At 72.0% G+C, this 24,030-nt stretch carries 23 protein-coding genes and 1 pseudogene; 11 read left to right on the top strand and 13 right to left on the bottom strand.

Features of this window, described 5'->3' with window-relative positions; genetic code table 11:
* The first annotated feature begins 93 nt into the window (after window positions 1-93).
* Both ACX25U_RS32805 and ACX25U_RS32800 read left to right on the top strand, forming a co-directional pair.
* On the top strand, window positions 94-567 hold the full coding sequence (locus ACX25U_RS32805; RefSeq protein ID WP_454385410.1) for a DUF5709 domain-containing protein: 474 nt from the start codon (window positions 94-96) through the stop codon (window positions 565-567).
* Between the two features lie 66 nt (window positions 568-633).
* A complete protein-coding gene (locus tag ACX25U_RS32800; protein ID WP_388353105.1) occupies window positions 634-906 on the top strand; it encodes a type B 50S ribosomal protein L31 in 273 nt (90 codons plus the stop codon).
* 38 nt (window positions 907-944) lie between these two features.
* On the opposite strand, the gene ACX25U_RS32795 is transcribed toward ACX25U_RS32800, so the two are convergent.
* Window positions 945-1,739, bottom strand: a complete 795-nt coding sequence (locus ACX25U_RS32795; RefSeq protein WP_454385408.1) for a metal-dependent hydrolase — start codon at window positions 1,737-1,739, stop codon at window positions 945-947.
* A gap of 145 nt (window positions 1,740-1,884) precedes the next feature.
* Between ACX25U_RS32795 and ACX25U_RS32790 the strand changes: the two genes are divergently transcribed.
* Together ACX25U_RS32790 and ACX25U_RS32785 are read left to right on the top strand one after the other, a co-directional pair.
* Window positions 1,885-4,398 (top strand): DEAD/DEAH box helicase, encoded by a 2,514-nt coding sequence (locus tag ACX25U_RS32790; RefSeq protein ID WP_454385406.1) that lies wholly within the window; start codon window positions 1,885-1,887, stop codon window positions 4,396-4,398.
* Between the two features lie 28 nt (window positions 4,399-4,426).
* Entirely contained in the window at window positions 4,427-5,293 is an 867-nt protein-coding gene (locus ACX25U_RS32785; protein WP_454394620.1) for an acyl-CoA thioesterase, read from the top strand.
* Window positions 5,294-5,348: 55 nt separating this feature from the next.
* Here the strand turns inward: ACX25U_RS32785 and ACX25U_RS32780 are convergent, their stop codons facing one another.
* Both ACX25U_RS32780 and ACX25U_RS32775 read right to left on the bottom strand, forming a co-directional pair.
* Window positions 5,349-6,377 (bottom strand): DUF6397 family protein, encoded by a 1,029-nt coding sequence (locus ACX25U_RS32780; RefSeq protein ID WP_454385404.1) that lies wholly within the window; start codon window positions 6,375-6,377, stop codon window positions 5,349-5,351.
* A 122-nt stretch (window positions 6,378-6,499) separates the two neighbouring features.
* Window positions 6,500-6,913, bottom strand: coding sequence for a roadblock/LC7 domain-containing protein (locus tag ACX25U_RS32775; RefSeq protein ID WP_454385402.1), 414 nt, complete (start codon window positions 6,911-6,913; stop codon window positions 6,500-6,502).
* 94 nt (window positions 6,914-7,007) lie between these two features.
* Here ACX25U_RS32775 and ACX25U_RS32770 point away from each other — a divergent pair, with 94 nt between their 5' ends.
* Window positions 7,008-7,436, top strand: a complete 429-nt coding sequence (locus ACX25U_RS32770; RefSeq protein WP_454385400.1) for a PPOX class F420-dependent oxidoreductase — start codon at window positions 7,008-7,010, stop codon at window positions 7,434-7,436.
* A gap of 51 nt (window positions 7,437-7,487) precedes the next feature.
* On the opposite strand, the gene ACX25U_RS32765 is transcribed toward ACX25U_RS32770, so the two are convergent.
* The 6 genes from ACX25U_RS32765 to ACX25U_RS32740 form a co-directional block, all read right to left on the bottom strand.
* The gene (locus tag ACX25U_RS32765) at window positions 7,488-8,093 is read right to left on the bottom strand and encodes a GTP-binding protein (RefSeq protein WP_454385399.1); all 606 of its coding nucleotides are present in this window, start codon (window positions 8,091-8,093) and stop codon (window positions 7,488-7,490) included.
* 164 nt (window positions 8,094-8,257) lie between these two features.
* On the bottom strand, window positions 8,258-8,668 hold the full coding sequence (locus ACX25U_RS32760) for a DUF742 domain-containing protein (RefSeq protein WP_454385398.1): 411 nt from the start codon (window positions 8,666-8,668) through the stop codon (window positions 8,258-8,260).
* Between the two features lie 22 nt (window positions 8,669-8,690).
* Entirely contained in the window at window positions 8,691-9,128 is a 438-nt protein-coding gene (locus ACX25U_RS32755) for a roadblock/LC7 domain-containing protein (RefSeq protein ID WP_454385397.1), read from the bottom strand.
* Window positions 9,125-11,650: a sensor histidine kinase gene (locus ACX25U_RS32750; protein ID WP_454385395.1), complete on the bottom strand. Its 2,526-nt coding sequence runs from the start codon at window positions 11,648-11,650 to the stop codon at window positions 9,125-9,127. The genes ACX25U_RS32755 and ACX25U_RS32750 overlap by 4 nt, the downstream gene beginning before the upstream one ends.
* Before the next feature lie 54 nt (window positions 11,651-11,704).
* Window positions 11,705-12,478 (bottom strand): MHYT domain-containing protein, encoded by a 774-nt coding sequence (locus tag ACX25U_RS32745; RefSeq protein ID WP_454385393.1) that lies wholly within the window; start codon window positions 12,476-12,478, stop codon window positions 11,705-11,707.
* Between the two features lie 182 nt (window positions 12,479-12,660).
* Window positions 12,661-13,869 carry an RNA-guided endonuclease InsQ/TnpB family protein gene (locus ACX25U_RS32740; RefSeq protein WP_454385392.1) on the bottom strand — a complete coding sequence of 403 codons (1,209 nt, stop codon included), beginning with the start codon at window positions 13,867-13,869 and terminating at the stop codon, window positions 12,661-12,663.
* Between the two features lie 164 nt (window positions 13,870-14,033).
* Between ACX25U_RS32740 and ACX25U_RS32735 the strand changes: the two genes are divergently transcribed.
* On the top strand, window positions 14,034-14,633 hold the full coding sequence (locus tag ACX25U_RS32735) for a methyltransferase domain-containing protein (RefSeq protein WP_454385390.1): 600 nt from the start codon (window positions 14,034-14,036) through the stop codon (window positions 14,631-14,633).
* Window positions 14,634-14,666: 33 nt separating this feature from the next.
* On the opposite strand, the gene ACX25U_RS32730 is transcribed toward ACX25U_RS32735, so the two are convergent.
* Entirely contained in the window at window positions 14,667-15,536 is an 870-nt protein-coding gene (locus ACX25U_RS32730) for an oxygenase MpaB family protein (protein WP_454394618.1), read from the bottom strand.
* A 134-nt stretch (window positions 15,537-15,670) separates the two neighbouring features.
* Here ACX25U_RS32730 and ACX25U_RS32725 point away from each other — a divergent pair, with 134 nt between their 5' ends.
* The 3 genes and pseudogenes from ACX25U_RS32725 to ACX25U_RS32715 form a co-directional block, all read left to right on the top strand.
* The gene (locus tag ACX25U_RS32725) at window positions 15,671-15,967 is read left to right on the top strand and encodes a hypothetical protein (protein WP_454385388.1); all 297 of its coding nucleotides are present in this window, start codon (window positions 15,671-15,673) and stop codon (window positions 15,965-15,967) included.
* A gap of 137 nt (window positions 15,968-16,104) precedes the next feature.
* Window positions 16,105-16,974 (top strand): hypothetical protein, encoded by an 870-nt coding sequence (locus ACX25U_RS32720; protein ID WP_454385386.1) that lies wholly within the window; start codon window positions 16,105-16,107, stop codon window positions 16,972-16,974.
* A gap of 157 nt (window positions 16,975-17,131) precedes the next feature.
* A pseudogene (locus ACX25U_RS32715) lies at window positions 17,132-17,630 on the top strand (tannase/feruloyl esterase family alpha/beta hydrolase); the annotation flags it as partial.
* Between the two features lie 4 nt (window positions 17,631-17,634).
* Here ACX25U_RS32715 and ACX25U_RS32710 read toward each other — a convergent pair.
* Entirely contained in the window at window positions 17,635-17,817 is a 183-nt protein-coding gene (locus ACX25U_RS32710) for a hypothetical protein (RefSeq protein WP_454385385.1), read from the bottom strand.
* Window positions 17,818-18,069: 252 nt separating this feature from the next.
* Here ACX25U_RS32710 and ACX25U_RS32705 point away from each other — a divergent pair, with 252 nt between their 5' ends.
* Together ACX25U_RS32705 and ACX25U_RS32700 are read left to right on the top strand one after the other, a co-directional pair.
* A complete protein-coding gene (locus ACX25U_RS32705; protein ID WP_454385383.1) occupies window positions 18,070-20,934 on the top strand; it encodes a DEAD/DEAH box helicase in 2,865 nt (954 codons plus the stop codon).
* Window positions 20,931-22,214 carry an SWIM zinc finger family protein gene (locus tag ACX25U_RS32700; RefSeq protein WP_454385381.1) on the top strand — a complete coding sequence of 428 codons (1,284 nt, stop codon included), beginning with the start codon at window positions 20,931-20,933 and terminating at the stop codon, window positions 22,212-22,214. The genes ACX25U_RS32705 and ACX25U_RS32700 overlap by 4 nt, the downstream gene beginning before the upstream one ends.
* A gap of 36 nt (window positions 22,215-22,250) precedes the next feature.
* Here ACX25U_RS32700 and ACX25U_RS32695 read toward each other — a convergent pair whose 3' ends face one another.
* Both ACX25U_RS32695 and xylA read right to left on the bottom strand, forming a co-directional pair.
* On the bottom strand, window positions 22,251-22,583 hold the full coding sequence (locus ACX25U_RS32695) for a hypothetical protein (protein ID WP_454385379.1): 333 nt from the start codon (window positions 22,581-22,583) through the stop codon (window positions 22,251-22,253).
* 213 nt (window positions 22,584-22,796) lie between these two features.
* Window positions 22,797-23,963 (bottom strand): xylose isomerase, encoded by a 1,167-nt coding sequence (gene xylA / locus ACX25U_RS32690; protein WP_454385377.1) that lies wholly within the window; start codon window positions 23,961-23,963, stop codon window positions 22,797-22,799.
* Window positions 23,964-24,030 lie beyond the last annotated feature (67 nt).

Below are 24,030 nucleotides of genomic sequence, written 5' to 3'. Positions count from 1 at the left end.
GGTTCGCGCCGGGTGACAGCTGTGCCCCGCGCACCGGCGGCCGCCCGCCGGCCGCGGTGAGAACGGGCCCGTTCCCACCCCCTGGAGGTACCCGTGGACAGCGCCGACGGATGGGGAGACGACGTCTACCAGCCCGATGAAGACTCCGAGATCAAGGAAGACACGGGAGTGCTCGACTCGGAGGACACGCTGGTGTACGACGGTGTCGACGACCCCCTGGACCGTGGCTGGTCTCCTCCGGAGCGGCCATGGGCGGTGGAGCACACCGGCGTGACCGCGGCCGAGCGCCGGCAGGGCGAGACCCTGGAGCAGCGTCTCGCCGAAGAGCTTCCCGGCCCGGCCGACCCGGACAGCGACGGCATGGGCGACTGCGAGGGCACCGACGGGGAACTCCTGGACAACGAGGTCGGCGCCGCCCGCTCCGGCCGTCTCGTCGCCCCCGACGAGGGAACGCACGAGGACGAGGAGAGCGCGTTGATCGCCACCGACGTGGGCATCGACGGCGCGGCCGCCTCCGCCGAGGAGGCCGCGATGCACGTCGTCGACGAGGACACCCTGTACAGCTGACCCAGCCGCCGGCACGCCGTCGCCCTCTCCCCGGCCGCTCTCTCCCCCGCCGCACGAGGAGTTCCCATGCAGCAGGACAAGCACCCCGACTACCACCCCGTCGTCTTCCGCGACCGCTCCGCCGGCTACGCCTTCCTCACCCGGTCCACCGCCACCAGCGAGCAGACCATCGAGTGGGACGACGGCGAGACCTACCCGGTCGTGGACGTGGAGATCTCCTCGGAGAGCCACCCGTTCTACACCGGCAAGGCCCGCACGGTGGACTCCGAGGGCCGCGTCGCCCGGTTCGAGCGGCGCTACGGCGGCGGACAGGACACGGGCGGCGACGGAGCCGCGTGAGGCCGAGCGGCCCCTCGGACGAAGTTCCGAGCGGCCCCTCAGATGAAGTTCAGTGCGGCCGCGCAGCCCACCCCGCCGAGCAGCATGAACGCCGGCATCAGCACCTTGAGCTCGACCCAGCTGCCCGCCCGGAACCGCATCGCCTTCGGCGGGCCGACGGGGTACCAGCGCCTGCGGCCCACCGGTATCGGCCACAGGATCGGGCAGCCGGAGACGGTCAGCGCGTCCCCGATGTCGTGCACCAGCGCGCCCAGCACGATCGGCAGGCCGAGCCACAGGTACTCCTGGCCCGCGGCGGTGAACAGCCAGTTCGAGCCGTTGCCCGGCTGGTCGAGGACGTCCGCGAGGATCCAGGCGCTGGTCGCGGCCAGCAGCCACACCAGGATGTCGCTGCTGGAGCCGCGGGCAGCCCGCCACAACAGGCCCTCGATGGCCAGCACCATGTGCACGAAGAGAATCGCCAGCACCGCCCAGCGGCCGCCGGTGATCGCCAGGACGGAGGTACCCGCCCCGATCAGCACCGCCCACAGCCAGGTGTGCGTCAGCGTCCGGTGCCCGCCGGAGCGGCGCGGGTCGCCCTGCATGCGCGTCGCCTTGTAGACGGCGTGGGAGAGCTTCTCGACGATCTCGCACAGCCAGTGCGAGATCGGTCCGAAGGCGCGCGAGATGGTCGCGGCCTTGTGGTCCAGATCCGGGGCGAGGGCGGCCCCGGCGCAGATCAGCGCACCGACCAGCAGGACCGGCCAGGGCATGGGGCGTCCGGCCGCGGCGGCCGCGGCTCCCACGCCCAGCCAGGCCGCGGCGCCCGACAGTGAGTGTGCTGGTCCCATCATGGCCGTTGCCCGCCCCATTCCCGTTGCTGCGCTGTCCGGTTGTCCCGGTGCGCCGATGTCCTGTCGGCGACACAGCGTAGCGGTCGTGATCTTCGGATCGGCAGCCGATTCCCACCTCGGCGGGAGGGCCAGGCAAGATGGGTGGGTGACCCTCATCGATCAGCTCCCGCCGACCGCCGACCCCGACGCCCTGTACGAAGCCTTCGAATCCTGGGCCCAGGATCAGGGTCTCGCGCTCTACCCCCACCAGGAGGAGGCGCTGATCGAGGTGGTCTCCGGAGCGAACGTGATCGTCTCCACACCCACCGGCTCCGGCAAGAGCATGATCGCCGCCGGCGCGCACCTCGCCGCGCTGGCCCGGGACGAGGTCACCTTCTACACGGCACCGATCAAAGCGCTGGTGTCGGAGAAGTTCTTCGAACTCTGCAAGCTGTTCGGCACCGAGAACGTCGGCATGCTCACCGGCGACGCCTCCGTGAACGCCGACGCGCCCGTCATCTGCTGCACGGCCGAGGTGCTGGCCTCGATCGCGCTGCGCGACGGCAAGGACGCCGATGTCGGCCAGGTCGTCATGGACGAGTTCCACTTCTACGCGGAGCCCGACCGCGGCTGGGCCTGGCAGATCCCGCTGCTGGAGTTGCCGCAGGCGCAGTTCGTGCTGATGTCGGCCACGCTCGGCGACGTCTCCTTCTTCGAGAAGGACCTGACCCGTCGCACCGGCCGCCCCACCGCGGTGGTCCGCTCGGCCACCCGCCCGGTGCCGCTGTCCTACGAGTACCGGCGCACGCCGCTCACCGAGACGCTCACCGATCTCCTCCAGGCCCGCCAGGCCCCTGTGTACATCGTGCACTTCACCCAGGCCCAGGCCGTGGAGCGGGCGCAGGCGCTGATGAGCATCAACATGTGCTCGCGCGAGGAGAAGGAGCAGATCGCCGAGCTGATCGGCAACTTCCGCTTCACCACCAGGTTCGGCCGGAACCTCTCCCGCTACGTCCGGCACGGCATCGGCGTGCACCACGCCGGCATGCTGCCCAAGTACCGGCGCCTGGTGGAGAAGCTGGCGCAGGCCGGTCTGCTGAAGGTGATCTGCGGCACGGACACGCTCGGCGTGGGCGTCAACGTGCCGATCCGTACAGTGCTGTTCACGGCGCTGACCAAATACGACGGCAGCCGCGTGCGCACGCTGCGCGCCCGTGAGTTCCACCAGATCGCCGGACGTGCCGGACGTGCCGGCTTCGACACGGAGGGCTTCGTCGTCGCGCAGGCCCCTGAACACGTCATCGAGAACGAGAAGGCGCTCGCCAAGGCGGGCGACGACCCCAAGAAGCGCCGGAAGGTCGTCCGCAAGAAGGCACCGGAGGGGTTCGTCGGCTGGACGGACAACACCTTCGACAAGCTCATCGCCTCCGAGCCGGAGCCGCTGACCTCCCGCTTCCGGGTGACGCACACGATGCTGCTGTCGGTGATCGCCCGTCCCGGCAACGCCTTCGAGGCGATGCGGCACCTGCTGGAGGACAACCACGAGCCGCGCAAGCAGCAGTTGCGGCACATCCGGCGGGCCATCGCCATCTACCGCTCGCTGCTGGACGGCGGCATCGTCGAGAAGCTCGACCAGCCGGACGCCGAGGGCCGTATCGTGCGCCTCACGGTCGACCTTCAGCAGGACTTCGCGCTCAACCAGCCACTGTCCACCTTCGCGCTGGCCGCGTTCGAGCTGCTGGACCCCGAGTCGCCGTCCTACGCGCTGGACATGGTCTCCGTCGTGGAGTCCACGCTGGACGACCCGCGGCAGATCCTCGTCGCCCAGCAGAACAAGGCGCGGGGCGAGGCCGTGGCCGCGATGAAGGCGGACGGTGTCGAGTACGAGGAGCGCATGGAGCGCCTCCAGGACATCACCCACCCCAAGCCCCTGGAAGAGCTGCTCTTCCATGCCTACAACACCTACCGCAAGAGCCACCCCTGGGTCGGCGACCACCCACTGTCGCCGAAGTCCGTGATCCGCGACATGTACGAACGGGCGCTGTCCTTCACGGAGTTGGTCTCCTTCTACGAGCTCGCCCGCACCGAGGGCATCGTGCTGCGCTACCTGGCCAGTGCGTACAAAGCGCTGGAGCACACGGTCCCGGACGACCTGAAGTCCGAGGACCTGCAGGACCTGATCGCCTGGCTGGGCGAGATGGTGCGCCAGGTCGACTCCAGCCTGCTGGACGAGTGGGAGCAGCTGGCCAATCCCGAGGAGATGACCGCCGAGGAGGCCCAGGAGAAGGCCGACCAGGTCAAGCCGGTCACCACCAACGCCCGCGCCTTCCGCGTCCTGGTCCGCAACGCCATGTTCCGCCGCGTCGAGCTCGCCGCCCTGGACCAGGTGGAGGAGCTGGGCGAGATGGACGCCGAGGCGGGGTGGGACGCCGAGGCGTGGGGCGAGGCGATGGACAAGTACTGGGAGGAGTACGAGGACCTGGGCACCGGTCCCGACGCCCGCGGCCCGAAGCTGCTGCTGATCGAGGAGGAGCCGCAGAACGGTCTGTGGCGAGTGCGGCAGATCTTCGACGACCCCAGCGGCGACCACGACTGGGGCATCAGCGCGGAGGTCGACCTGGGCGCCTCCGACGCCGAGGGCCGCGCTGTCGTCCGTGTGACCGACGTCGGTCAGCTGTGAGCACAGGAGAGCCTTGTACATGACCGACATGACGAACCCTTCCGAAAGTCTCGTCGACCTGCTCGACCTGGAACGGATCGAGGTCAACATCTTCCGCGGCCGCAGTCCGCAGGAGTCCCTGCAGCGGGTCTTCGGCGGCCAGGTGGCCGGGCAGGCGCTGGTCGCCGCCGGACGCACCACGGACGGCGAGCGCCCGGTGCACTCGCTGCACGCGTACTTCCTGCGCCCCGGCCGGCCCGGGGTGCCGATCGTGTACCAGGTGGAGCGGGTGCGCGACGGGCGGTCCTTCACCACCCGCCGGGTCACCGCCGTACAGCAAGGCCGCACGATCTTCAATCTGACCGCCTCCTTCCACAAACCTGAACAGGGGAGTTTCGAACACCAGCTGCCGCCGGCCCGCGAGGTTCCGGACCCGGAGTCCCTGCCGACGGTCTCGGAGGAGATCCGGGAGCATCTGGGGGCACTGCCCGAGCAGTTGGAGCGCATGGCGCACCGCCAGCCGTTCGACATCCGTTATGCGGACCGGCTGCGCTGGAGCCCCGAGGACGTCAAGGGCGCCGAGCCGCGCAGCGCCGTGTGGATGCGCGCGGTCGGGCCGCTCGGCGACGACCCGCTCGTGCACACCTGCGCGCTGACCTACGCCAGTGACATGACCCTGCTCGACGCGGTGCGTATCCCGGTCGAGCCGCTGTGGGGGCCGCGGGGATTCGACATGGCTTCGCTGGACCACGCCATGTGGTTCCACCGGCCGTTCCGGGCCGACGAGTGGTTCCTGTACGACCAGGAGTCGCCGATCGCGACGGGCGGCCGGGGTCTGGCCCGCGGGCGCATCTACGACGTGGAGGGGCGCCTGCTCGTGTCGGTCGTCCAGGAGGGCCTGTTCCGCGAGGTGTAGGCAGTCACCCTCCGTGGTGGGCCCGTCGGCCGGACCGGGCCCGGCGAGTGGTGGCTCAGGCGTCTCTGCGGAAGAACCGGCCCAGCAGGCGGCGTGAGCGCCCGCACCGCTTCGCCGGTTCGGACCGCTGGGGTCGCTCGGGCCGATCCGGCGTGGGCGGATGCCGGTGATGTGCCAGGTGCCGGTGCCCTGGACGTCGGTGCTTTGTCGGACGTCGGTGCTCTGCTGGATGCCCGTGCTGTGCCGGGTGCCGGTCGGTGCGCCACGAGACCAGGCGGGGCGCGGGCCGGTGGGTGCGTGCCTCCCCCACCGCCCGTGCCAGATCGGCCCGGAGCCATTCGATCTCGTCCGCATCCTGCGCCGTCGCGATCCGCTCGGTGAGACGGACGGCGGGCGAGCCCGGCGTGCCGTGGGCGGGCGGCTGCGGCCGGAAGCGGTTCAGATACGCGCGTTCGTAGGGGGCCCTGACGATCTCCGAGATCTGAACCTGGTCGAGCATCGATGCCACGGCACCCGCCCGCTCCCACGGGTCGTCGGCCTGGCGCAGCAGGAAGCCCAGGTGCCGTCCACGCCAGTTGCGGGCGCGCAGGTCCAGGCCGGTGTCCAGCTGGGACCGAAGCACCTCGGGCAAAGGCCGGTTCAGCAGCACCGCGCTCTTCGGGTCGGCGGCGAACTCCAGCAGTTCGTCGGCCAGATACAACCAGACCACGGCCCGGTAGCGGTTCAGGTAGAACTTGACCGGAGTCACCAGGCCCAGGCGGGCCAGACGTGTGAACCGGGTGGCGGTCACTTCCATGAGCGCCGCGCCGTCCCTGGTGCCCACTGCTTCGACCCGCCTGCGCAGCACCTCCGGGAAACCCTCCTGGGCGCGCAGCCGCTCGATCTCGGCGCGGTCGACGCGCCGGCCGCCTCCCCCTTCGTCGGGCCGGGTACGGACGTGACCGAGGTGAACGGCCAGGTCGAACTCGCTGCGTTTGAGACCCAGTTCGCGGGCCGCCCGGCTCTGGGAGAAGGGCGTCTGCCGCTTCGCGTCGGTCGTTTCGGCGGTGGGCGTGATGACATGCGTGATGGTGTCGCCGGACATGGTCGTCTCCCCCGTGGAGTGCGGCTCGCGCCGGCTGCGCTCGCCTGGGAAAACCGTAGCCGTTGCCGCGAATCTCGACGCGGGCCTGTGGACAACTCTGCGGGGGATGATGAACGCGCAGGTCAGAGGTCTGTCGCGGAAGTCCGCTCCGGTTGGCGGGCGTCCACGTCGAGGTGCTCGCCGACTCGGTTGACGAGCAGGGTCATCTCGTAGGCGATCTGACCGATGTCGGCCTCCGCACCGCTGAGGACGCACAGGCAGCTGCCCGTGCCGGCCGCCGTGACGAACAGCACCGCGTCGTCGAACTCGACCATCGTCTGGCGTACCCCGCCCGCGCCGAAGTGGCGGCCCGAGCCCTTGGCCAGGCTGTGCAGCCCGGACGACACGGCCGCGAGATGCTCGGCGTCCTCGCGACGCAGTCCCGTGCTCGCGCTCGTCACCAGCCCGTCGCTGGACAGGACCAGGGCGTGCCGTACGTGTTCCATCCGTTGGGTCAAGTCGTCGAGCAGCCAGCCCAGTGTCTGGTTCTGCGTCATGATGCGGTCTCCCCGTGTGATGTCTTCCCCCGTGGCCGGAGGATCTCCCGCCAGCCTTCCCCACTGCCGCTGTCCCGGCAAGGAGTATGGGGACATGACACAGAAGATGACCGACGGCGAATGGCGGACGTTCGTCTCGTACGGCACCCGCACCGGCAAGCTGTCGACCGTACGGGCCGACGGGAGCCCGCATGTCGCGCCGATCTGGTTTCTGCTCGAGGGGAACGACATCGTGTTCAACACCGGGAAGGAGACCGTGAAGGGGCGCAATCTGGCCCGTGACGACCGGGTCGCCCTGTGCGTGGACGACGACCGGCCGCCGTTCAGCTTTGTGGTGCTACAGGGCCGCGCCCGGCTGTCGGAGGACCTGGACGAGGTCCGGCAGTGGGCCACGCGCATCGGTGCTCGCTACATGGGCGAGGAGCGCGGTGAGGAGTTCGGCGCCCGCAACGGCGTCCCGGGTGAACTGCTGGTCCGGTTCACGGTCGACAAGGTCGTGGCGGTGAAGGATCTCGCGGACTGAGGCCGGTCGGCTTCCGCGCGTTCCCAACCGGCCGGGCGCGCACCGTTTCGTTCAGCTCACGGAGTCGAGCAGCCGGGCGGTGTGCATCCGCCCGGCGTACTCGACGAGCCGGATCAGCACCTCCTTTCCGGAGTCGCGTTCGCGGGCGTCGCACAGGACCACGGGCGTGCCCCGGTCGAGGTCGAGGGCGCGGGAGACGTCGTCGGCGCCGTAGGTGCGGGCGCTCGGGAAGCAGTTGACGGCCACCACGAACGGGATGTGCCGGTGCTCGAAGTAGTCCACCGCCGGGAAGCAGTCCTCCAGCCGTCGGGTGTCGGCGAGGACCACGGCGCCGAGGGCGCCCTGCGACAGCTCGTCCCACAGGAACCAGAAGCGGTCCTGGCCCGGCGTGCCGAAGAGGTAGAGGGAGAGCCCGGACCGGATGGTGATGCGCCCGAAGTCCATAGCGACGGTTGTGGTGACCTTCTGGTCCACACCGTCGGTGTCGTCGACCAACTGACCGGCCTGGCTCAGCAGTTCCTCGGTGCGCAGCGGTCGGATCTCGCTGACCGCGCCCACCAGGGTGGTCTTGCCCACGCCGAATCCGCCGGCGACCAGTATCTTCAGCGCCAGGGCGGCAGTCTCGCCGTCCTGGGCGTCAAGGTGCTCGGAGACCATGGATCACTTCTCTCAGGAGGGGTGCAACGGTCGACGCGGGGAGGGGAACCGTCAGCATCATGACAACGTGGGCAGTCGTTCGGGGGATTGGACCGTATTTTCTCCGTCCTGACCGACTCGCGCCCCCAAGGTGCCGGAACAGGTGCACAACAGAGACACATTCTCTACAGCGCCCGCAGTCCCGCGATCACCTCACGCAGAATCCGCTCGTCGGGAAGCTGTGCGGGCGGCACCGGGCGGCTGACGGTGACGCGGCCGAGTTCCAGAAGGTCTCCGAGGAGCACCCTGACCACGCCGACGGGCAGGTCGGCGCCCGCGGCGAGTTCGGCGACGGACTGCGTCTCCGTCCGGCACAGCTCGATCAGGAGCCGGTGTTCCGGTCCGAGGGCGTCGTCGTCCATGCCGGGTGCGCCCGGGTCGAGGGCGACAAGGGCGATCAGGTCGAAACGTACGCCGGTCGGGCCGGGCTTGGTGCGTCCGCCCGTCATGGCGTACGGGCGGACGAGCGGCCCGGCCTCGTGGTCGTACCACTGGCTGCCCGGCTCGTGCGGGGCGCCCATGAAGTCGTCGGTCATCTGTGCGGACCGCCCTTTCGCCTCATCCCGCCGCGGGTGGCTGCGCGGTGGCGCGCGGCGGCGTGTAAAGGTGCTCGCCGACCCGTTTGACGAGCCGTGCCATCTCGTAGGCCACCAGGCCGATGTCGGCTGTGACGGCGGTGAGGACGGCGAGGCAGGAGCCGTCGCCCGCGGCGGCCACGAAGAGGAAGCCGTCGTCCATCTCCACCATCGTCTGACGCACACCCCCGGCCCCGAAGTGGCGGCCGGCGCCCTTGGCGAGGCTGTGGAAGCCGGAGGCCACGGCGGCCAGGTGCTCCGCGTCCTCGCGCTCGAGGTCGGTCGACGCGCCCACGGCCAGTCCGTCGTTGGACAGCACGACCACGTGCCGCACCTCGCGTACGCGCAGCACCAGGTCGTCCAGCAGCCAGTCGAGTTCGCCGGACCGCTGGGCGGCCCTCATGCTCGGGTCCTGGATCATGCGAGGTCTCCTTCGTCGCTGTCGCTGCCGGCGTCGTCTTCGAGCGCGGCACTGCGGCCGGGCTGCCTGCCGCCGCCGCGGGCCCAGCCATCGCGGTAGGCGGCCATGCGGTCCCGTACGAGTTCGGGCGTGCGCCGGTCGTCGTCGCGCGGGGGCCCGGGGCGTACCGCTTCCTCGGTGCGCTGTCCGCGCAGTTGAGGGGCGAGGCTCGCCTGCCGCACGCGGCGCGGCAGGTCGTCGGATTCCGGGGGGTCCGGCTCGGGGTCCTGCGCGGGACGGTGCAGCCGCAAGGTGGTCACTCCCGGGGGCGGGGTGTCGGTCGTGGGCACGGCCTGTCCCGGGGCGGCCGGCGCGGACCGGCCGGCCCGTGTCGGCACGGAGTCCTGGTGCCGGGCGGCACCGGGTACGTGCGCGTACTCACGTTCCGCCGGGTGCTCCCGCTCGGCCGCCGCCCGGGGGGATGTCTCCGCCGCGCCGCTGTGCAGCAGGGCCGTGGGCAGCAGGACGACCGCGGTGGTGCCGCCGTAGGGCGAGGTCCGCAGGTGGACCTTGATGTCGTGGCGGGCGGCGAGCCTGCTGACCACGAACAGGCCGAGCCGGTCGCTGTCGAACAGGTCGAGCGCCTCCGACTGGGCTATGCGCCGATTGGCCTCGGCAAGGGTTTCCTTGCCCATGCCCAGGCCCCGGTCCTCGACCTCGACCGCATACCCGTTGCCGACGGGCTCTCCGGTGATGCGCACGCGCGTGTGGGGCGGTGAGAACTGGGCGGCGTTCTCCACGAGTTCGGCGAGCAGGTGGGTGAGGTCGGCGACAGCCGCGCCGGTGACGGAGGCGTCGGGGAGTTGCCGTACTTCCACGCGCGCGTAGTCCTCGACCTCGGAGACGGCCGCACGGATCACGTTCGTCAGGGAGACCGGCATGCGCCAGGCCCGGCCCGGCGCGGCCCCGGAGAGGATGATCAGGCTCTCGGCGTGGCGCCGCATACGGGTGGTGAGGTGGTCGAGCCGGAAGAGGTCGCTCAGCTCGTTCGGGTCGTCCGAGCGCCGCTCCATGCTGTCCAGGAGGCTGAGTTGGCGGTGGACGAGGACCTGGCTGCGGCGCGCCAGGTTGACGAAGACGCCGGAGATGCCGCTGGCGAGTTCGGCGCGCTCCACGGCGGCCCGCAGGGCGGCGCGGTGCACCGTGCCGAGGGCCTCGGCGACCTGTCCGGTCTCGTCCTCGGTGGGCGAGCCCGGCGGGGCCTCGGCCCGGACGTCGATCTCCTCGCCGGCGCGCAGCCTGCGCATCGCCTCGGGGAGTTTGCGGCGGGCGATCTCCAGGGCGCTGTTGCGCAGACTCACCAGTTCGACGACGAGGCCGCGTCCGATGCGGACCGAGATGACGAGCGAGGCGGAGACGGCGACCAGGCCGAAGAGGACGGCGGCACCGGCGGGGCTGAGCAGGCCGCGGGTGAAGGGGTCGGCGCGGTCCGCGGCGCCCCACCCCGCGTCCGCCTCGATGGTGCGCATGCCGTCCTGTACGCGCGCGTGTGCCGGTTCCCAGGTGGCTTCCGGTGCCGCATCCAGCGCGCGGCGGCCCTGGCCGGCGGCGAGGACCTTGTCCTCGACGGCGCCGAGAGCGGTGTAGTCGCGGCCGGCGGCGAGACGCTGCCAGGCGGTGTGCTCGGAGCCCCGCAGGTCGGCGACGGCGGCGTCGGTGAGGGTCCGGCGCGTGTCGACGGCGCCCGTGAACAAGGCGAGCCGCTCTCCGCCCAGGCCGTCGGCCAGGCGTGCGCTGGAGAGCACCGCGTGTTCCTGGGCCAGTGCCTCTCCCGCGCGGGAGAACTCGAGCAGCACGCGCGTGTCGGAGCCGAGGTCGGCGTCCTGGACGCCGGTGAGCGCGCCGCCCACGCCGAAGGCCGTGGAGATGACCTTGGTGTACTGTCCGTAGGCCTCGTCCCACCCGACCCGCCGGTCGAGCAGCGCGGCGCGCAGGGACCGCAGGCCTTCGGTTCCGTCCACGAAAGCGCGCAGGCGCTGCGCGACTCCTGCGGGCAGTTGCTCACCGTCGGCGACGGTGTTGCGGTTCCCGAGCCGCAGCTTCGCCACGGCCCGGTCGGTGCGCGCGGCGAGGTTCTTCAGGTCGCCGTTTCCCGTCGTCCCCGGGTCGGTCGCGTAGCGCACGGCGGCCACCCGCTCGTCCTGGAGCGCGGCGACGGCGGCCGCGACCGGGGCCCGTACCGCGGAGTCCACGCGCTGCGACTGCCGTAGCCGCGCGATGTCCTGCGCGGTGGTGACGGTCGCGTACGCCCACAGGGCGAGCAGTGAGACGACCGGCACCATGAGCAGGCACACGATCTTGGCCCGTACGGTGCGGGGGCGCAGTCGACGGCGTCCCCCGCGCGCGGGGACGTCGTCCGGTCCCGCGGCGTACGGATCGTCCGATCCCTCGTCGGCGGGCGGCCTGGCGTGCGCGCGGCGGCCGCGCACCGGCGGCGCGGCCGGCGTCCGGGCGTCGGTCGGGGTCCTGCGGGGTGTTCGCATGGCTCCTCGCTCGGGGGTCTGGGGCGTGCCGTCCGGGATGTCTCCCGCCGCCTGCTAACGGGCGGCGCTCTCGGCCGGCCGTTGGGCCGAGGCGGAGGCCTCGCGCTCCCCCGCCGAGGGGGACAGGGCGACGAAGGCCGAGGTCAGGAAGAGGTAGGACCCGAGGCCGACGGCGAGGGGGAAGATGAACTGCATCGCCGTGGCCCCGGGCAGGACCGCGTCGGAGGGTGTGACGCGCACGCTCACCGCGAACATCCCGGTGTAGTGCATGCTGCTGACCGCCGCCCCCATGACGAGGGAGGCGACGGCGACCGCGAGCGGCGACTTGATGTTCAGTCCGGCCCACAGGGCCGCGGTGGCGGCGAGGACGGCGATCGCGACGGACAGGACGACGAGCACCGGGTCGTAGCTGACGTCGCCGTGCAGGCGCACCGCCGCCATGCCGAGGTAGTGCATGCTCGCCACGCCAAGACCGGTGGTGAGCCCGCCGAGGAACAGGGCGCGTCCGCGGTCGCGGCTGTAGCCGACGGCGAAGACGCCCGCGCAGACAACGGCCACGGCGACGATCAGGCTGAGAATGGTCAGGGGGACGTCGTAGCGGATGTCGGTGCCGCTGACGCCGAAGCCGAGCATGGCGACGAAGTGCATGGTCCAGATGCCGGTGCCGATCGCCGAGGCCGCGGTGATGAGCCAGTTGCGGCGCGATCGTCCGGTGGCGGCCAGGGCCCGCACGGTGCAGCGCAGCCCCAGAGCGGCGCCGATGCAGGCCATCGCGTACGACAGCAGGGGTGTCAGCCAGCCGAAGGAGGCGTGGTCCAGGTGTCCCATGACCCCGGGACGCTAGGGGGGCACGGGCGCACGAAGGGGGCACGTTTCGAAAGGTGTCGGAATATGACATGGACGGGCACCGGAACGATCGCGTCACGCTCGAACATGCGCGCAGCGGCGTCCGGCAGCGACATCCATCCGAACCGGTGAGGGATCATGCGGAACTTGACTTCCTCCCCCGCCTAAGGGCGGGGGATTCCAGCGGTCGCCCGCTGGGCTTCCTGCTTCACCGACGACCGCCCCGTCCGGGAGGACTCCCGTTGAGGTCTTACACCGTCTCCACAGGCGGATGCCGCCAGCCCGGCGGCCAGGATGTTGCGTGCCGCGTTCACGTCGCGGTCGTGCACGGTGCCGCACTCGCACGCCCACTCGCGGACGTGCAGCGGCAGCTTCTCGCGGACTGTTCCGCAGTTACCGCACAGCTTCGAGCTGGGGAACCAGCGGCCGATCACGACGAGTTCGCGCCCGTACCAGGCGCACTTGTACTCCAGCATGGAGCGCAGTTTCGTCCACGACGCGTCGGAGATGGCGCGCGCGAGCCTGCCGTTCTTCAGCAGGTTGCGGACGGTGAGGTCCTCGATCACGACCGTTTGGTTCTCACGGACGAGACGAGTCGACAGTTTGTGCAGGAAGTCCCGGCGCCGGTCGGTGATCCGCGCGTGGATGCGGGCCACGCGGCGGCGGGCCTTCTCCCGGTTGTTCGAGCCCTTGGCCTTGCGGGACAGCTCCCGCTGGGCCCTGGCCAGGCGGGCGCGGTCGCGTCGCTCGTGCTTCGGGTTGGCGATCTTCTCGCCGGTCGACAGGGTCACCAGGGACGTGATCCCGGCGTCCAGGCCGACCGCCGCATCCGTGGCGGGGGCCGGGGTAATGGTGTCCTCACACAGCAGGGACACGAACCAGCGCCCCGCAGCATCGCGGGACACCGTCACCGTCGTGGGCTCTGCGCCCTCGGGCAGCGGACGCGACCAGCGGATGTCCAGCGGCTCGGCCATCTTCGCCAGCGTCAGGTGGCCGTCGCGCCACTTGAAAGCCGAGCGGGTGTACTCGGCCGATGCACGGGACTTCTTCCGGCTCTTGAAACGCGGGTACTTGGCGCGCTTGGCGAAGAAGTTGGCGAACGCCGTCTGAAGGTGGCGCAGCGCCTGCTGGAGCGGGACGGAGGACACCTCGGCCAGGAAGGCGAGCTCCTCGGTCTTCTTCCACCGCGTCAGCGCGGCAGACGACTGTACGTAGGAGAGACGGCGCTGCTCGCCGTACCAGGCGCGGGTGCGCTCCTGAAGCGCCTTGTTGTAGACCAGGCGGACGCAGCCGAACGTGCGGGACAGCTCCGCTGCCTGCTCGTCCGTGGGGTAGAAGCGGTACTTGAACGCCCGCTTGACCTGCCGCGTCACGCCTCACACCCTATCAGGTTCCCTGTGAACGACGTCCGTTGCCGGGACGGCGGAGCGTACTCCGCCGCTGCGCGGCTCCGGTCCGAGGATGTGTTCCTCCCCCGCAAGCGGGCGGTACCCCCACCCCGTCCTGAAGGACGGGGTTTCCACGCAAGGAGATTCCGATGAGCGAGGACCACGCACACGTCCAGGAGTTCTTCACCGCGCGCGCCGCCGACTGGGACAGCAGGTTCCCCGACGACGGCCCCGTCTACGCGGCCGCGGTCGCCGAGCTCGGGCTGCGCGAGGGCGGCCGCGTCCTCGACGCGGGATGCGGCACCGGGCGCGCCCTGCCGCCGCTGCGCGCGGCCGTGGGCCGCTCGGGAGTCGTCGTGGGCGCCGATCTGACGCCGGCCATGCTGCGGGCCGCCGTACGGGCCGGGCGGGACCGGGACGGGCATCTGCTGCTCGCCGACGTCGGTGCGCTGCCGCTCAGGCCGGGGTCGTTCGATGTCGTGTTCGCCGCGGGTCTCATCGCGCACCTGCCGCATCCCGCGGAGAACCTGCGGGAGTTGCGGCGCGTGGTGCGTCCCGGCGGCACGCTGGCGCTGTTCCACCCGATCGGACGGGAGGCGCTCGCGGCACGTCAGGGCCGGCAGCTCACCCCGGACGACCTTCGGGCTGAGCCCAACCTGCGGCCGCTGCTCGCCGGTTCGGGGTGGTGCATGACGTCCTATGTCGACGAGGAAGCCCGCTTCCTGGCGCTGGCTGTACGCGAGGACTGACCCGGCCGGCCCTGCTCACGCTCCTCGGCAGGCTCACTGGCCGGGGCCGGCCGCCGAACCGCCGATGTGCCGCACGGGGCAGCCCCGTACGCCGGGGACCGGGTGGGTGCCGAGGTCGGCCAGCCGGTAGCCGTCCGGGTAGCTCTTGATCTCCCAGTTCTGGCGCGCGAAGTGCGGGGCGCGGCGCGGCGGCAGCAGGCGCACGGCGCGTCCCCGGGCGCGTACCGCGCGGCGCACCAGGGCGCGGGTGAGGGCGCTCGGGGGCGCATAGCGGAAGGCCCGCAGCAGCGGTTCGTCTAGCAGGGCGAGGGTCGCGTTGCGCAGCAGGGGCGCGAGCGGACGCGGGTACCAGGAGGTCATCAGGTCGAGGGTGGCGTCGGAGACCCTTCGGGCCTGCTCGTCCCAGCCGAAGTGGGCCTTCTCGTGGGCATCGAGGTGAGCCTCGAACTCCTCGTACGACTCGGGGATGTCCCTTATACCCATGTGCCGGCCGAGCGTGCGGTAGTGGACGGTGGACGCGACGACCTCGTGCCGGGAGAGTTTGCGCCAGCCGTACGCGTCGATCCAGCGCCTGGGCATGACGACGAACGTGCACAGTACGTACCGCATGTCGTCGTTGCTGATGTCGTAGCTGCGGTGCATCCGGTTGATGCGCCGGATCGCGGTGCGGCCCTGTTCACTCGCGAAGCCGTGCTCGACCACGGCGTCGAGGAGCAGGGAGGTGTCGTCGTAGCGCTTCTGCGCGCGGTCGGTGAGTTCCGCCGTCTCGGCCAGCAGTCGGCCGATGCTCGGGACCGCGTACGTGCGGTAGAGGGCGAGCTCCAGGGAACGGGTGAAGTCCCAGGGGAACTCGTAGGCGGAGGTGAGCCGGTAGATCTCGGTCGCGTCCGCCACCGGGTCCATGGTGCGGATCTGTTCCAGCCGCTCGAAGCGCTTCGCCACGCCGCCCCCCTTCTGCTGTGCCGGCTCCGATCCTACGTTGAGTAGCAGCAGACGAACGGTCAGCGTCGGAAGCCACGGAGGGGGAAGGTGTCCGCGTGTTCGGCAGGCTTCGCAAGTCCGTCGCCAGAATCGTCACCTCCGCGCGGGCGGAGGCGGGCCGCGGCCGGGGCGGCCGCACGCCCAACCTGTTCGAGGCCGCTGCCGCCTATGTGGCCGCCTGCGCCGAGGACGACCAGGAACGTATCGACGAGGCCGCCGGCTGGGTGTCTCCGGAGGCGCTCTCGTTCGGGGTGAGCGAGCTGGCGTGCCGGGCCGTGATCGCCCTGGCGCGGGAGCGGAACGAGCCGCCCGGAACGGTGGCCCGGGCGCTGCTGGGCCTTCCGGCGGCCTGAAGCGGCGGACGGACGAGGGCCGTTTCGCCCACCTCCAGGCGGAAAACTGCAGGTCCGGGAGCGCACAGGAGTCGTGACAACCGCCTTCCACTCGCACTAGGGTGCGCGCCGTTGGACGAACCGATGGGGAGGCTGGGATGGCCGGGACGGACGAGGACGCCATCGCCGCCGCGGACGATGCGCTCTATGTGCTCACTGCGGTACTGCTGACACCGGCGCAGTTCCCGAGTGTGCTGGGCGACGACTATCCGGAGGCCTGCGCGGCGCTCGGTCTCGCACCCCTCGCCGACGGGTACGGCCTGGTGCTCGGTCAGGACGGCGACGGGGCGCGGTGGACGGTGGTCATCGACGACGTGTCGCTGGTCGCCGTGGCCATCGCGTCCTGGGACTGCGGCATGGAATACGACCTGTCGCCCGACGAGCGCACGGTCGTCGCCGCGCTGCCGGGCTGGCCCCTCGCCGTCGCCGTGGCCGCTCCCGGCGTGCCCGCGCCGCACGACCCGGATCCGGAGCTCTCGGACGCGCCCGTGCTGTCCCCGCCGGACACCAGCACCTGGGGGCCCGCCCAGCGTCGGCTGGGCGCCGACGAGATCGCACTGCAGTGGGCGGTGTGGCGCGAGCAGGTCGACGACGCCGACTTCCAGGACCCGGCCGGCGGGACCGCGAAGGACGGTGATCCGGCCGACGCGGCGGACGGCGGCGAGCCGTTGGACGGCACCGGTGGGGAGGCGTCCCCGCGCCACAGCGGCATCCGCCGCGTCCTGACGGAGGTCCGCTCGTACGTGGACTCGCCGCCGCCGCTGGGCCGTGTACGGTCGTCCTTCGCGACAGGCGACGCACGTACCCTGCGGGCCGACGGTCCCGGCTGGTCGATGGTGGCCCGCACCGACGACATCGCCTTCGTGCTGCTCGACGACGAGCCCGGCGAAGTGCTGCCGATCGGCCGGGGCCCGGAGCTGCCCGGTCTGCTGGAGGCCCTCGACAAGCTGGCGGTGCGCCCCCTCTGATCTCCCGTACCCCTACGGCACTTCCCTCCTGACGCATGTCTTGCCTCCCCATGACGAGGCATCGCTCCATGTGGTGCCAACCCATGGATGACGGGGGAATCGGCCCGCACGATGGGGCAGCCCCTGGGCTTCACCCGCCCGTGCTGTCCCCACCGACGCCGAGTTCGACCCCGGGTACGCCCCGGCCTGTCCCGGGCCGTCCGCCGGGACCACGCCGGAGCGGATCCTGGCGCCGTGCGACTCCGACGCGGTCTACGACCACGCCTCGCGCCCCGCCTCCGTCCACCGGGCGGTGGCCCGCGTGGCGCCGACCGGGCGGATCGGCAGACCCCTGATCACACTGCACGGCGATCTGGACGCTGCTGCCCAGGACGACGGACTCGGGCGTGTACGCGCGCATGGTCGACGCGAGCGGACGAGGCGGGCTGCACCGGTACTGCGCCGTCCAGGACGGCACGCACGTCGACGGGCTGTACAGCACCCGTCCCGACCGGCTGCGGCCGGTCCTGCCCCGCTACCGGTCGGCGTTCGACGCGCTGGTGGCGTGGGTGGAGCGCGGTGTCCGGCCGCCCGCGGACCGGACCGTCGGCAGGCCCGCGAACGGCGATGTGATCGGCTCCTGCGCCCGGGGCGGCAACGGCGCGCCGGGGCGGTAGCGCTTCAGCGGCCGAGCTCCCTACGGGTGACGCGGCGCAGCCGACGCCGCTGGGAGGGGTCCAGCGCGAGGTACGCGGCGGCCGGGACTCCCAGGACTATCAGGAGGGCGGCCCACCAGGGCAGCCAGATCAGCAGGATGAGCCCGACCGCCACTCCTCCCGCGGCGATCTTCGCGTTCTTCGACATCTGTCGCCTCCTTCGCGGCCACTGCCGCTCTCTGCCATGACAACGGCCCCGCGCTCCCGGCGGTTCCGGACCGCGACCCTGAGACGTCCCTGAGACGCGCCACCTACTGGTCGCTCCGGGCCACGGAGTGGCGGGACCTCTTTGCCCGCGCGGTGACCCGCGTCACTGTCACATCGTTCCCGGTGGTCCGCCTGTGTGCTGTAGCCTCGGCGACCCAACCCAGGTAGTCAAATTTGAGGAATCGGCATCGCTGTGCAGAGGGCTCCCGCGGCAACACCGTCCGAGATCTCCGAACTGGCCCGCTGCTGTGCGGTGTTCGTTCCGGCGGACCCCGCCCGCGCCGGCCGGGTCGCCTTCTGGCTCCCCGACGGCTCCGCTCCCCCGGCCACGGCCTCCGCAGCCGTGGAGGAGATGACGGTCGTCGTCCCCCGTGGCAGCGGCGTGGAGGCGGTGACCGTGACGGCTGCCGTACTTCCCGTGCGTACGGCCCTGCCGGTCCTCACGCACGCGCGTGTCACCGAGCGGGGCCACCGCGCCGGCATCTTCTGGGGCGCGGCGGCCGTACTGGGCCTGCATCTCGTGGCGCGGGGTCTGCTGTTGCCAGGGCTGTCCGCCGGCGATCACGACGCCTGGCGCGCGGCTCCGCTGCACGGCCAGGACGCGGAGGACATCCGCACGCTGGCCGCCTCGATGCCGCCCGAGGCGCACGCCGTCCCGGTCGGCGGCACCGAGCCGCTGCGGCTGCCCGCCCCCGAGCGACTGCTGCGGGCCTTCATCGACGCGGTGGCCGACACCTTGCCCCGCTCCCCCGCCGCACCCCTCGTCACAGGAGGTGCGGCCTACGCGGCACTGGAGGCACGGCACATCCCGGAGCAGCGGGCCTGGGCCGCCGACGTCGCCGCGGTCCACGACGCGGGCTCGAGGATCTCGCTGCGCGTCGAGGTGCCCGGGCTCGAGTCCGCCGGGCAGCACGAGACGGAACCGCGGTTCCGCGCGGTGCTGCAGGTGCACAGCGTCAACGATCCCGCGCGGGTCGTCGACGCCGCCGAGATCTGGGCCGAACCGGGCCGCTCGGGCGAGGTGTTCGGCCCGCGTGTGCGGACGGACGTCCTGCTCGCGCTGCGCCGCGCGGCCCGTTCGTGGCCCGCGTTGACGCCGCTGCTGTCGGCGACCGCACCGCATGCCGTCGAGCTCGTCGCCGAGGAGGTCACCGAACTCCTCGGCGAGGGCGCCCGTGCCCTCGCCGAGACCGGGGTGGACGTGCACTGGCCCACAGGGCTGGTTCGTGGGCTGCTGTCCGGAGCCACGATCGGGCCCCAGGACGGCGACGGCGGTTCCGGGGGCGCACTGCCGGATTCCCGCACAATCCTGTCCGCCGACGCCCTGCTCGCCTTCGACTGGTGGTTCGCGCTGGGCGACCAGCGGCTCACCCGGGAGGAGCTGGACCGCCTGGCGGAGGCCGACCGGCCCCTCGTGCGGCTGCGCGACCAGTGGATCCTGGTGGACCCCGAGGAGCTGCGCCGCGCTCGTGCCCGGCAGGACCGCAGGATCACGCCCATGGAGGCGCTGGGCGCCACCCTGACCGGCTCCGCGGAGGTCGACGGCCACCGGGTCGAGGTCCGGCCCGCAGGATGGCTGGCGACCCTCCGGGACCGGCTCGCCGCCCCGGAGGCACAGGAGCCGGTCGGACAGCCGGCCGCGCTCGCCGCCCGCCTGCGCGACTACCAGTTGCGCGGACTCGACTGGCTGGCCCGGATGACGTCGCTGGGATTGGGCTGCTGCCTGGCCGACGACATGGGCCTCGGCAAGACGATCACGCTGATCGCGCTGCACCTGCACCGCCGCGGCGACCCGGCGGCCGCCGGACCGACCCTCGTGGTGTGCCCGACGTCGCTGATGGGCAACTGGCAGCGGGAGATCGAGAGGTTCGCGCCCGGCACGCCCGTACGGCGCTTCCACGGCTCGCGGCGCGACCTGGAGGGCCTGGCCGACGGGGAGTTCGTCCTCACCACGTACGGCACCATGCGCCTGGACGCGCGGCGCCTGGCCGAGGTGGCGTGGGGCATGGTCGTGGCGGACGAGGCCCAGCACGTGAAGAACCCGTACTCCGCGACGGCCCGGCAGTTGCGTTCCATCGGCGCACGCGCACGCGTGGCGCTCACCGGCACCCCGGTGGAGAACAACCTGTCCGAGCTGTGGGCGATCCTCGACTGGGCGACGCCCGGGCTGCTGGGCCGGCTCGGCACCTTCCGCACCGGCTACGCGCAAGCCGTCGAGAGCGGCCGGGATCCGGCAGCCGCCGAGCGACTGGCCCGGCTCGTCGGCCCGTTCCTGCTGCGGCGCCGCAAGTCGGACCCGGGGATCGCCCCCGAACTGCCGCCGAAGACCGAGACCGACCGCGCGGTGTCGCTCACCGCGGAACAGACGGGCCTGTACGAGGCCCTGGTCCGCGAGACGCTCGCGGAGATCTCCGGCGCCGAGGACATGACGCGGCGCGGCCTGATCGTGAAGCTGCTGACCGGCCTGAAGCAGATCTGCAACCATCCGGCGCAGTTCCTCAAGGAGGACCGCCCGCGAATCGCCGGCCGCTCCGGGAAGCTGGAGCTGCTGGACGAACTGCTCGACACCATCCTCGCCGAGGGGGCGAGCGTGCTGGTCTTCACCCAGTACGTGCAGATGGCGCGCCTGCTCGAACGGCACCTGACGGCACGCGGTGTGCGGTCGCAGTTCCTGCACGGCGGCACACCCGTCGCCGAGCGGGAGGCCATGGTCCTGCACTTCCAGGCCGGCGAAGTCCCGGTGTTCCTGCTGTCGTTGAAGGCCGCGGGCACCGGGCTGAACCTCACGCGCGCGGAACACGTCGTGCACTACGACCGCTGGTGGAATCCCGCCGTCGAGGCGCAGGCCACCGACCGGGCGTACCGGATCGGGCAGGACAGGCCCGTGCAGGTGCACCGGCTGATCACCGAGGGCACGATCGAAGACCGTATCGCCGACCTGTTGCACCGAAAGCGGGAACTGGCCGACGCGGTCCTGGGTTCGGACGAGGCCGCGCTCACCGAATTGACGGACAAGGAGCTGGCCGACCTGGTGGAGCTGCGAGGAGGATGGCGATGACGGAGCACCGCACCGACCAGGTGCGCACGTTCGCCGCGCTGCCGCCCGCGCGCGGGCGTGGTTTTGCCGGCACGTGGTGGGGCCATGCCTGGCTGAAGGCGCTCGAGGACACGGTTCTCGACACCGAGCAGGTGAGGGCCGGCCGCAGGCTCGCCCGCGCGGGAGCGGTGGGCGCGGTGTCGGTGCGCCCGGGCCGGATCACGGCCGTGGTGCACGAGCGCGACCGTACGGCGCACCGCGCGGACGTCCTGCTGGAGGAACTGTCCGACGGCGAGTGGGCCCGGTTCCTGAACGTGGCCGTCGAACGGTCCGGGCACCTGGCGGCGCTGCTCGACCGCGAGTTGCCGCCGCACCTCGTGGAGGACGTGGCGGCCGCGGGGATCGAACTGCTGCCCGGGATCGGCGATCTGGAACCGGAGTGCGACTGCGGCGCCTGGGACCACTGCGGGCACACCACGGCGCTCTGCCACATGATGGCGCAGCTGCTGGACCAGGATCCGTTCGTCCTGTTGCTGATGCGCGGCCGGGACGAACGAGCCCTGTTCGCCGAGCTCCGGGCCCGTGACAGCGCGGACGACGACGGGCCGCCCCCGCCGGACGGTGTGGACGCCGCGGAAGCCTACGCGGCGGCGTTCGTACTGCCTCCCCTGCCGCCCCTGCCCGAACCGCCCGCGGCACCGGGCTCGCCGCCGTCCCTGGACACCGAGGCCCCGCCGGCGCCCGGGGTCGATCCTGCCGCGCTGGAGTTCCTGGCGGCACAGACCGCCGTGGCGGCGCACCTGCGGCTCGGCGAGACGCTGCAGACCGCGACCGGGGAACACGCGCCGGCCGGGAAGCACACGCCGGTCGTGGAGCCGACCCTCGCCCAGGACGCCGTACGCCTGGCAGCGGGCGCCTCCGACGGCGCCGTGCTGGACCGGCTCGCCGAGGGTTCGGGGCGCGACAGGCAGGAGCTGGCACGGGCCGTACTCGCCTGGCGGTTCGGAGGTTCGGCCGGCCTGTCCGCGCTCGAGGAGGAGTGGACGCCCGACGGCGAGGCCCACGCACGCGCGTGTGCCGCTGTCGAGTCGGCCTGGGAGCAGGACGAACGGCCGTCGCTGCGGGCCGAGGGCAACCGCTGGACCGTCGTCGGCGAGGACCGCCAGCTCCGCCTCGGGCGGGACGGCCGCTGGTGGCCCTACCGGAAGGAGCAGGGCCACTGGGTGCCGGCCGGCGGCGCCGGCCGGGACCCGGTGACGGCGCTGGCCGCGACGGAGCGGGACCCGGGGCAGGAGGAGTGAGCCGCGTACGGCTGCCCTGCCGGCCCTGGCCCGCCGTCACGGCAGCCCGTCGCCGTCCAGGGAGGGGAGCAACGATCGCAGGTCGCTCGGGATGCCGCTCGGCAGGCTGCTCGGGAAGCCCGAGGGCAGTGAGCTGGGGAAGCCGGACGGCAGGGAGCTGGGCAGGCTCAGGGTGGGGCGGGGCGAGAGGCTCGTGCTCGGGCTGCTGCCTGCGGGCGGTCTCCCGTCCTCCGAGCCGCTCTTCGAGAAGGCCAGTACCAGCACTACGGCGACCGCACCGGCGGCCACGAGCACGGTGAGGAGGACGAAGAGCGGATTCCTGCGCCTGGGCGGCTCGGGCGGACGAGGCGGTACGGGCGGAATGGCCATACCGCCCATCGTCGCCGAGCAGCGGACAACGCGCGGTTCGCGCGCGGAAGTCGGTACGGACCCATGGCATGGACCGCACGGTTCCGCGGCATTCCGCACGGGGACCGGGCATCAGCGGTTTCCGTGGGTGCCGCCCGGAACGGACGCGCGCATGGCGTGCCCGTGCCCGGGACACACACCCGCGTGCGTGCCCCGGATCGGACGCCCGCGATGTCAGCCGCGCGCCCCCAGCAGGTGATCCATCGCCAGCTGGTCGAGCCGCTCGAAGGCCATCCCGCGCGCGGCTGCCGCCTCCACGTCGAACTCCTCGAAGGCCGAACGGTCCGCGAGCAGCGTCTGCAGGCCGTCCGCCGCCGTGGGCTGCGCCAGCTGGTCCAGCCGGGAGGCGCGCAGGGCCTCCCGGACCTCCGAGTCGGCGCGGAAGGCGGCCGAACGCTCCTTGAGGATGAGGTAGTTGCGCATGCAGCCGGCGGCCGACGCCCACACGCCGTCCAGGTCCTCGGTCCGCGGCGGCTTGAAGTCGAAGTGGCGCGGGCCGTCGTAGCCGGCGCTCTCCAGCAGGTCGACGAGCCAGAAGGCGGCGCGCAGGTCACCGGCGCCGAAGCGCAGGTCCTGGTCGTACTTGATGCCGGACTGGCCGTTGAGGTCGATGTGGAAGAGCTTGCCCGCCCACAGGGCCTGGGCGATGCCGTGCGGGAAGTTGAGCCCGGCCATCTGCTCGTGGCCGACCTCGGGATTCACGCCGTACAGCTCCGGGCGCTCCAGGCGCTCGATGAACGCGAGCGCGTGGCCGACGGTGGGCAGCAGGATGTCGCCGCGCGGCTCGTTCGGCTTGGGCTCGATGGCGAAGCGGAGGTCGTAGCCCTGGGAGGTGACGTACTCGCCGAGGAGGTCGAAGGCCTCCTTCATGCGGTCGAGCGCGGCGCGCACGTCCTTGGCGGCGCCGGACTCGGCACCCTCGCGGCCACCCCAGGCCACGTACGTCTTCGCGCCCAGCTCGGCCGCCAGGTCGATGTTGCGGATCGTCTTGCGCAGCGCGTAGCGGCGCACGTCGCGGTCGTTGGCGGTGAACGCGCCGTCCTTGAAGACGGGGTGCGTGAAGAGGTTGGTGGTGGCCATCGGCACGGTCATGCCGGTCGCGTCGAGCGCCTGCCGGAAGCGCTTGATGTGCGACTCGCGCTCGGTGTCGGAGGACCCGAAGGGGATCAGGTCGTCGTCGTGGAAGGTCACTCCGTGTGCGCCGAGTTCGGCCAGGCGCTGCACCGTCTCGACCGGGTCGAGGGCGCGGCGGGTGGCGTCGCCGAACGGGTCCCGTCCCTGCCAGCCGACGGTCCACAGGCCGAAGGTGAACCTGTCCTCGGGGGTGGGCTGGTAGCTCATGCCGCGGCTCCTTGCTCGCTTGCGACTATTTCGTCATGGCGATTTACAAATTAGTATGCCTGTGCCT

The organism is Streptomyces sp. JNUCC 63 (assembly GCF_054366325.1).
The sequence above is the reverse complement of the archived record's forward strand: the minus strand, read 5'-3'. Positions and strand labels throughout refer to the sequence as shown.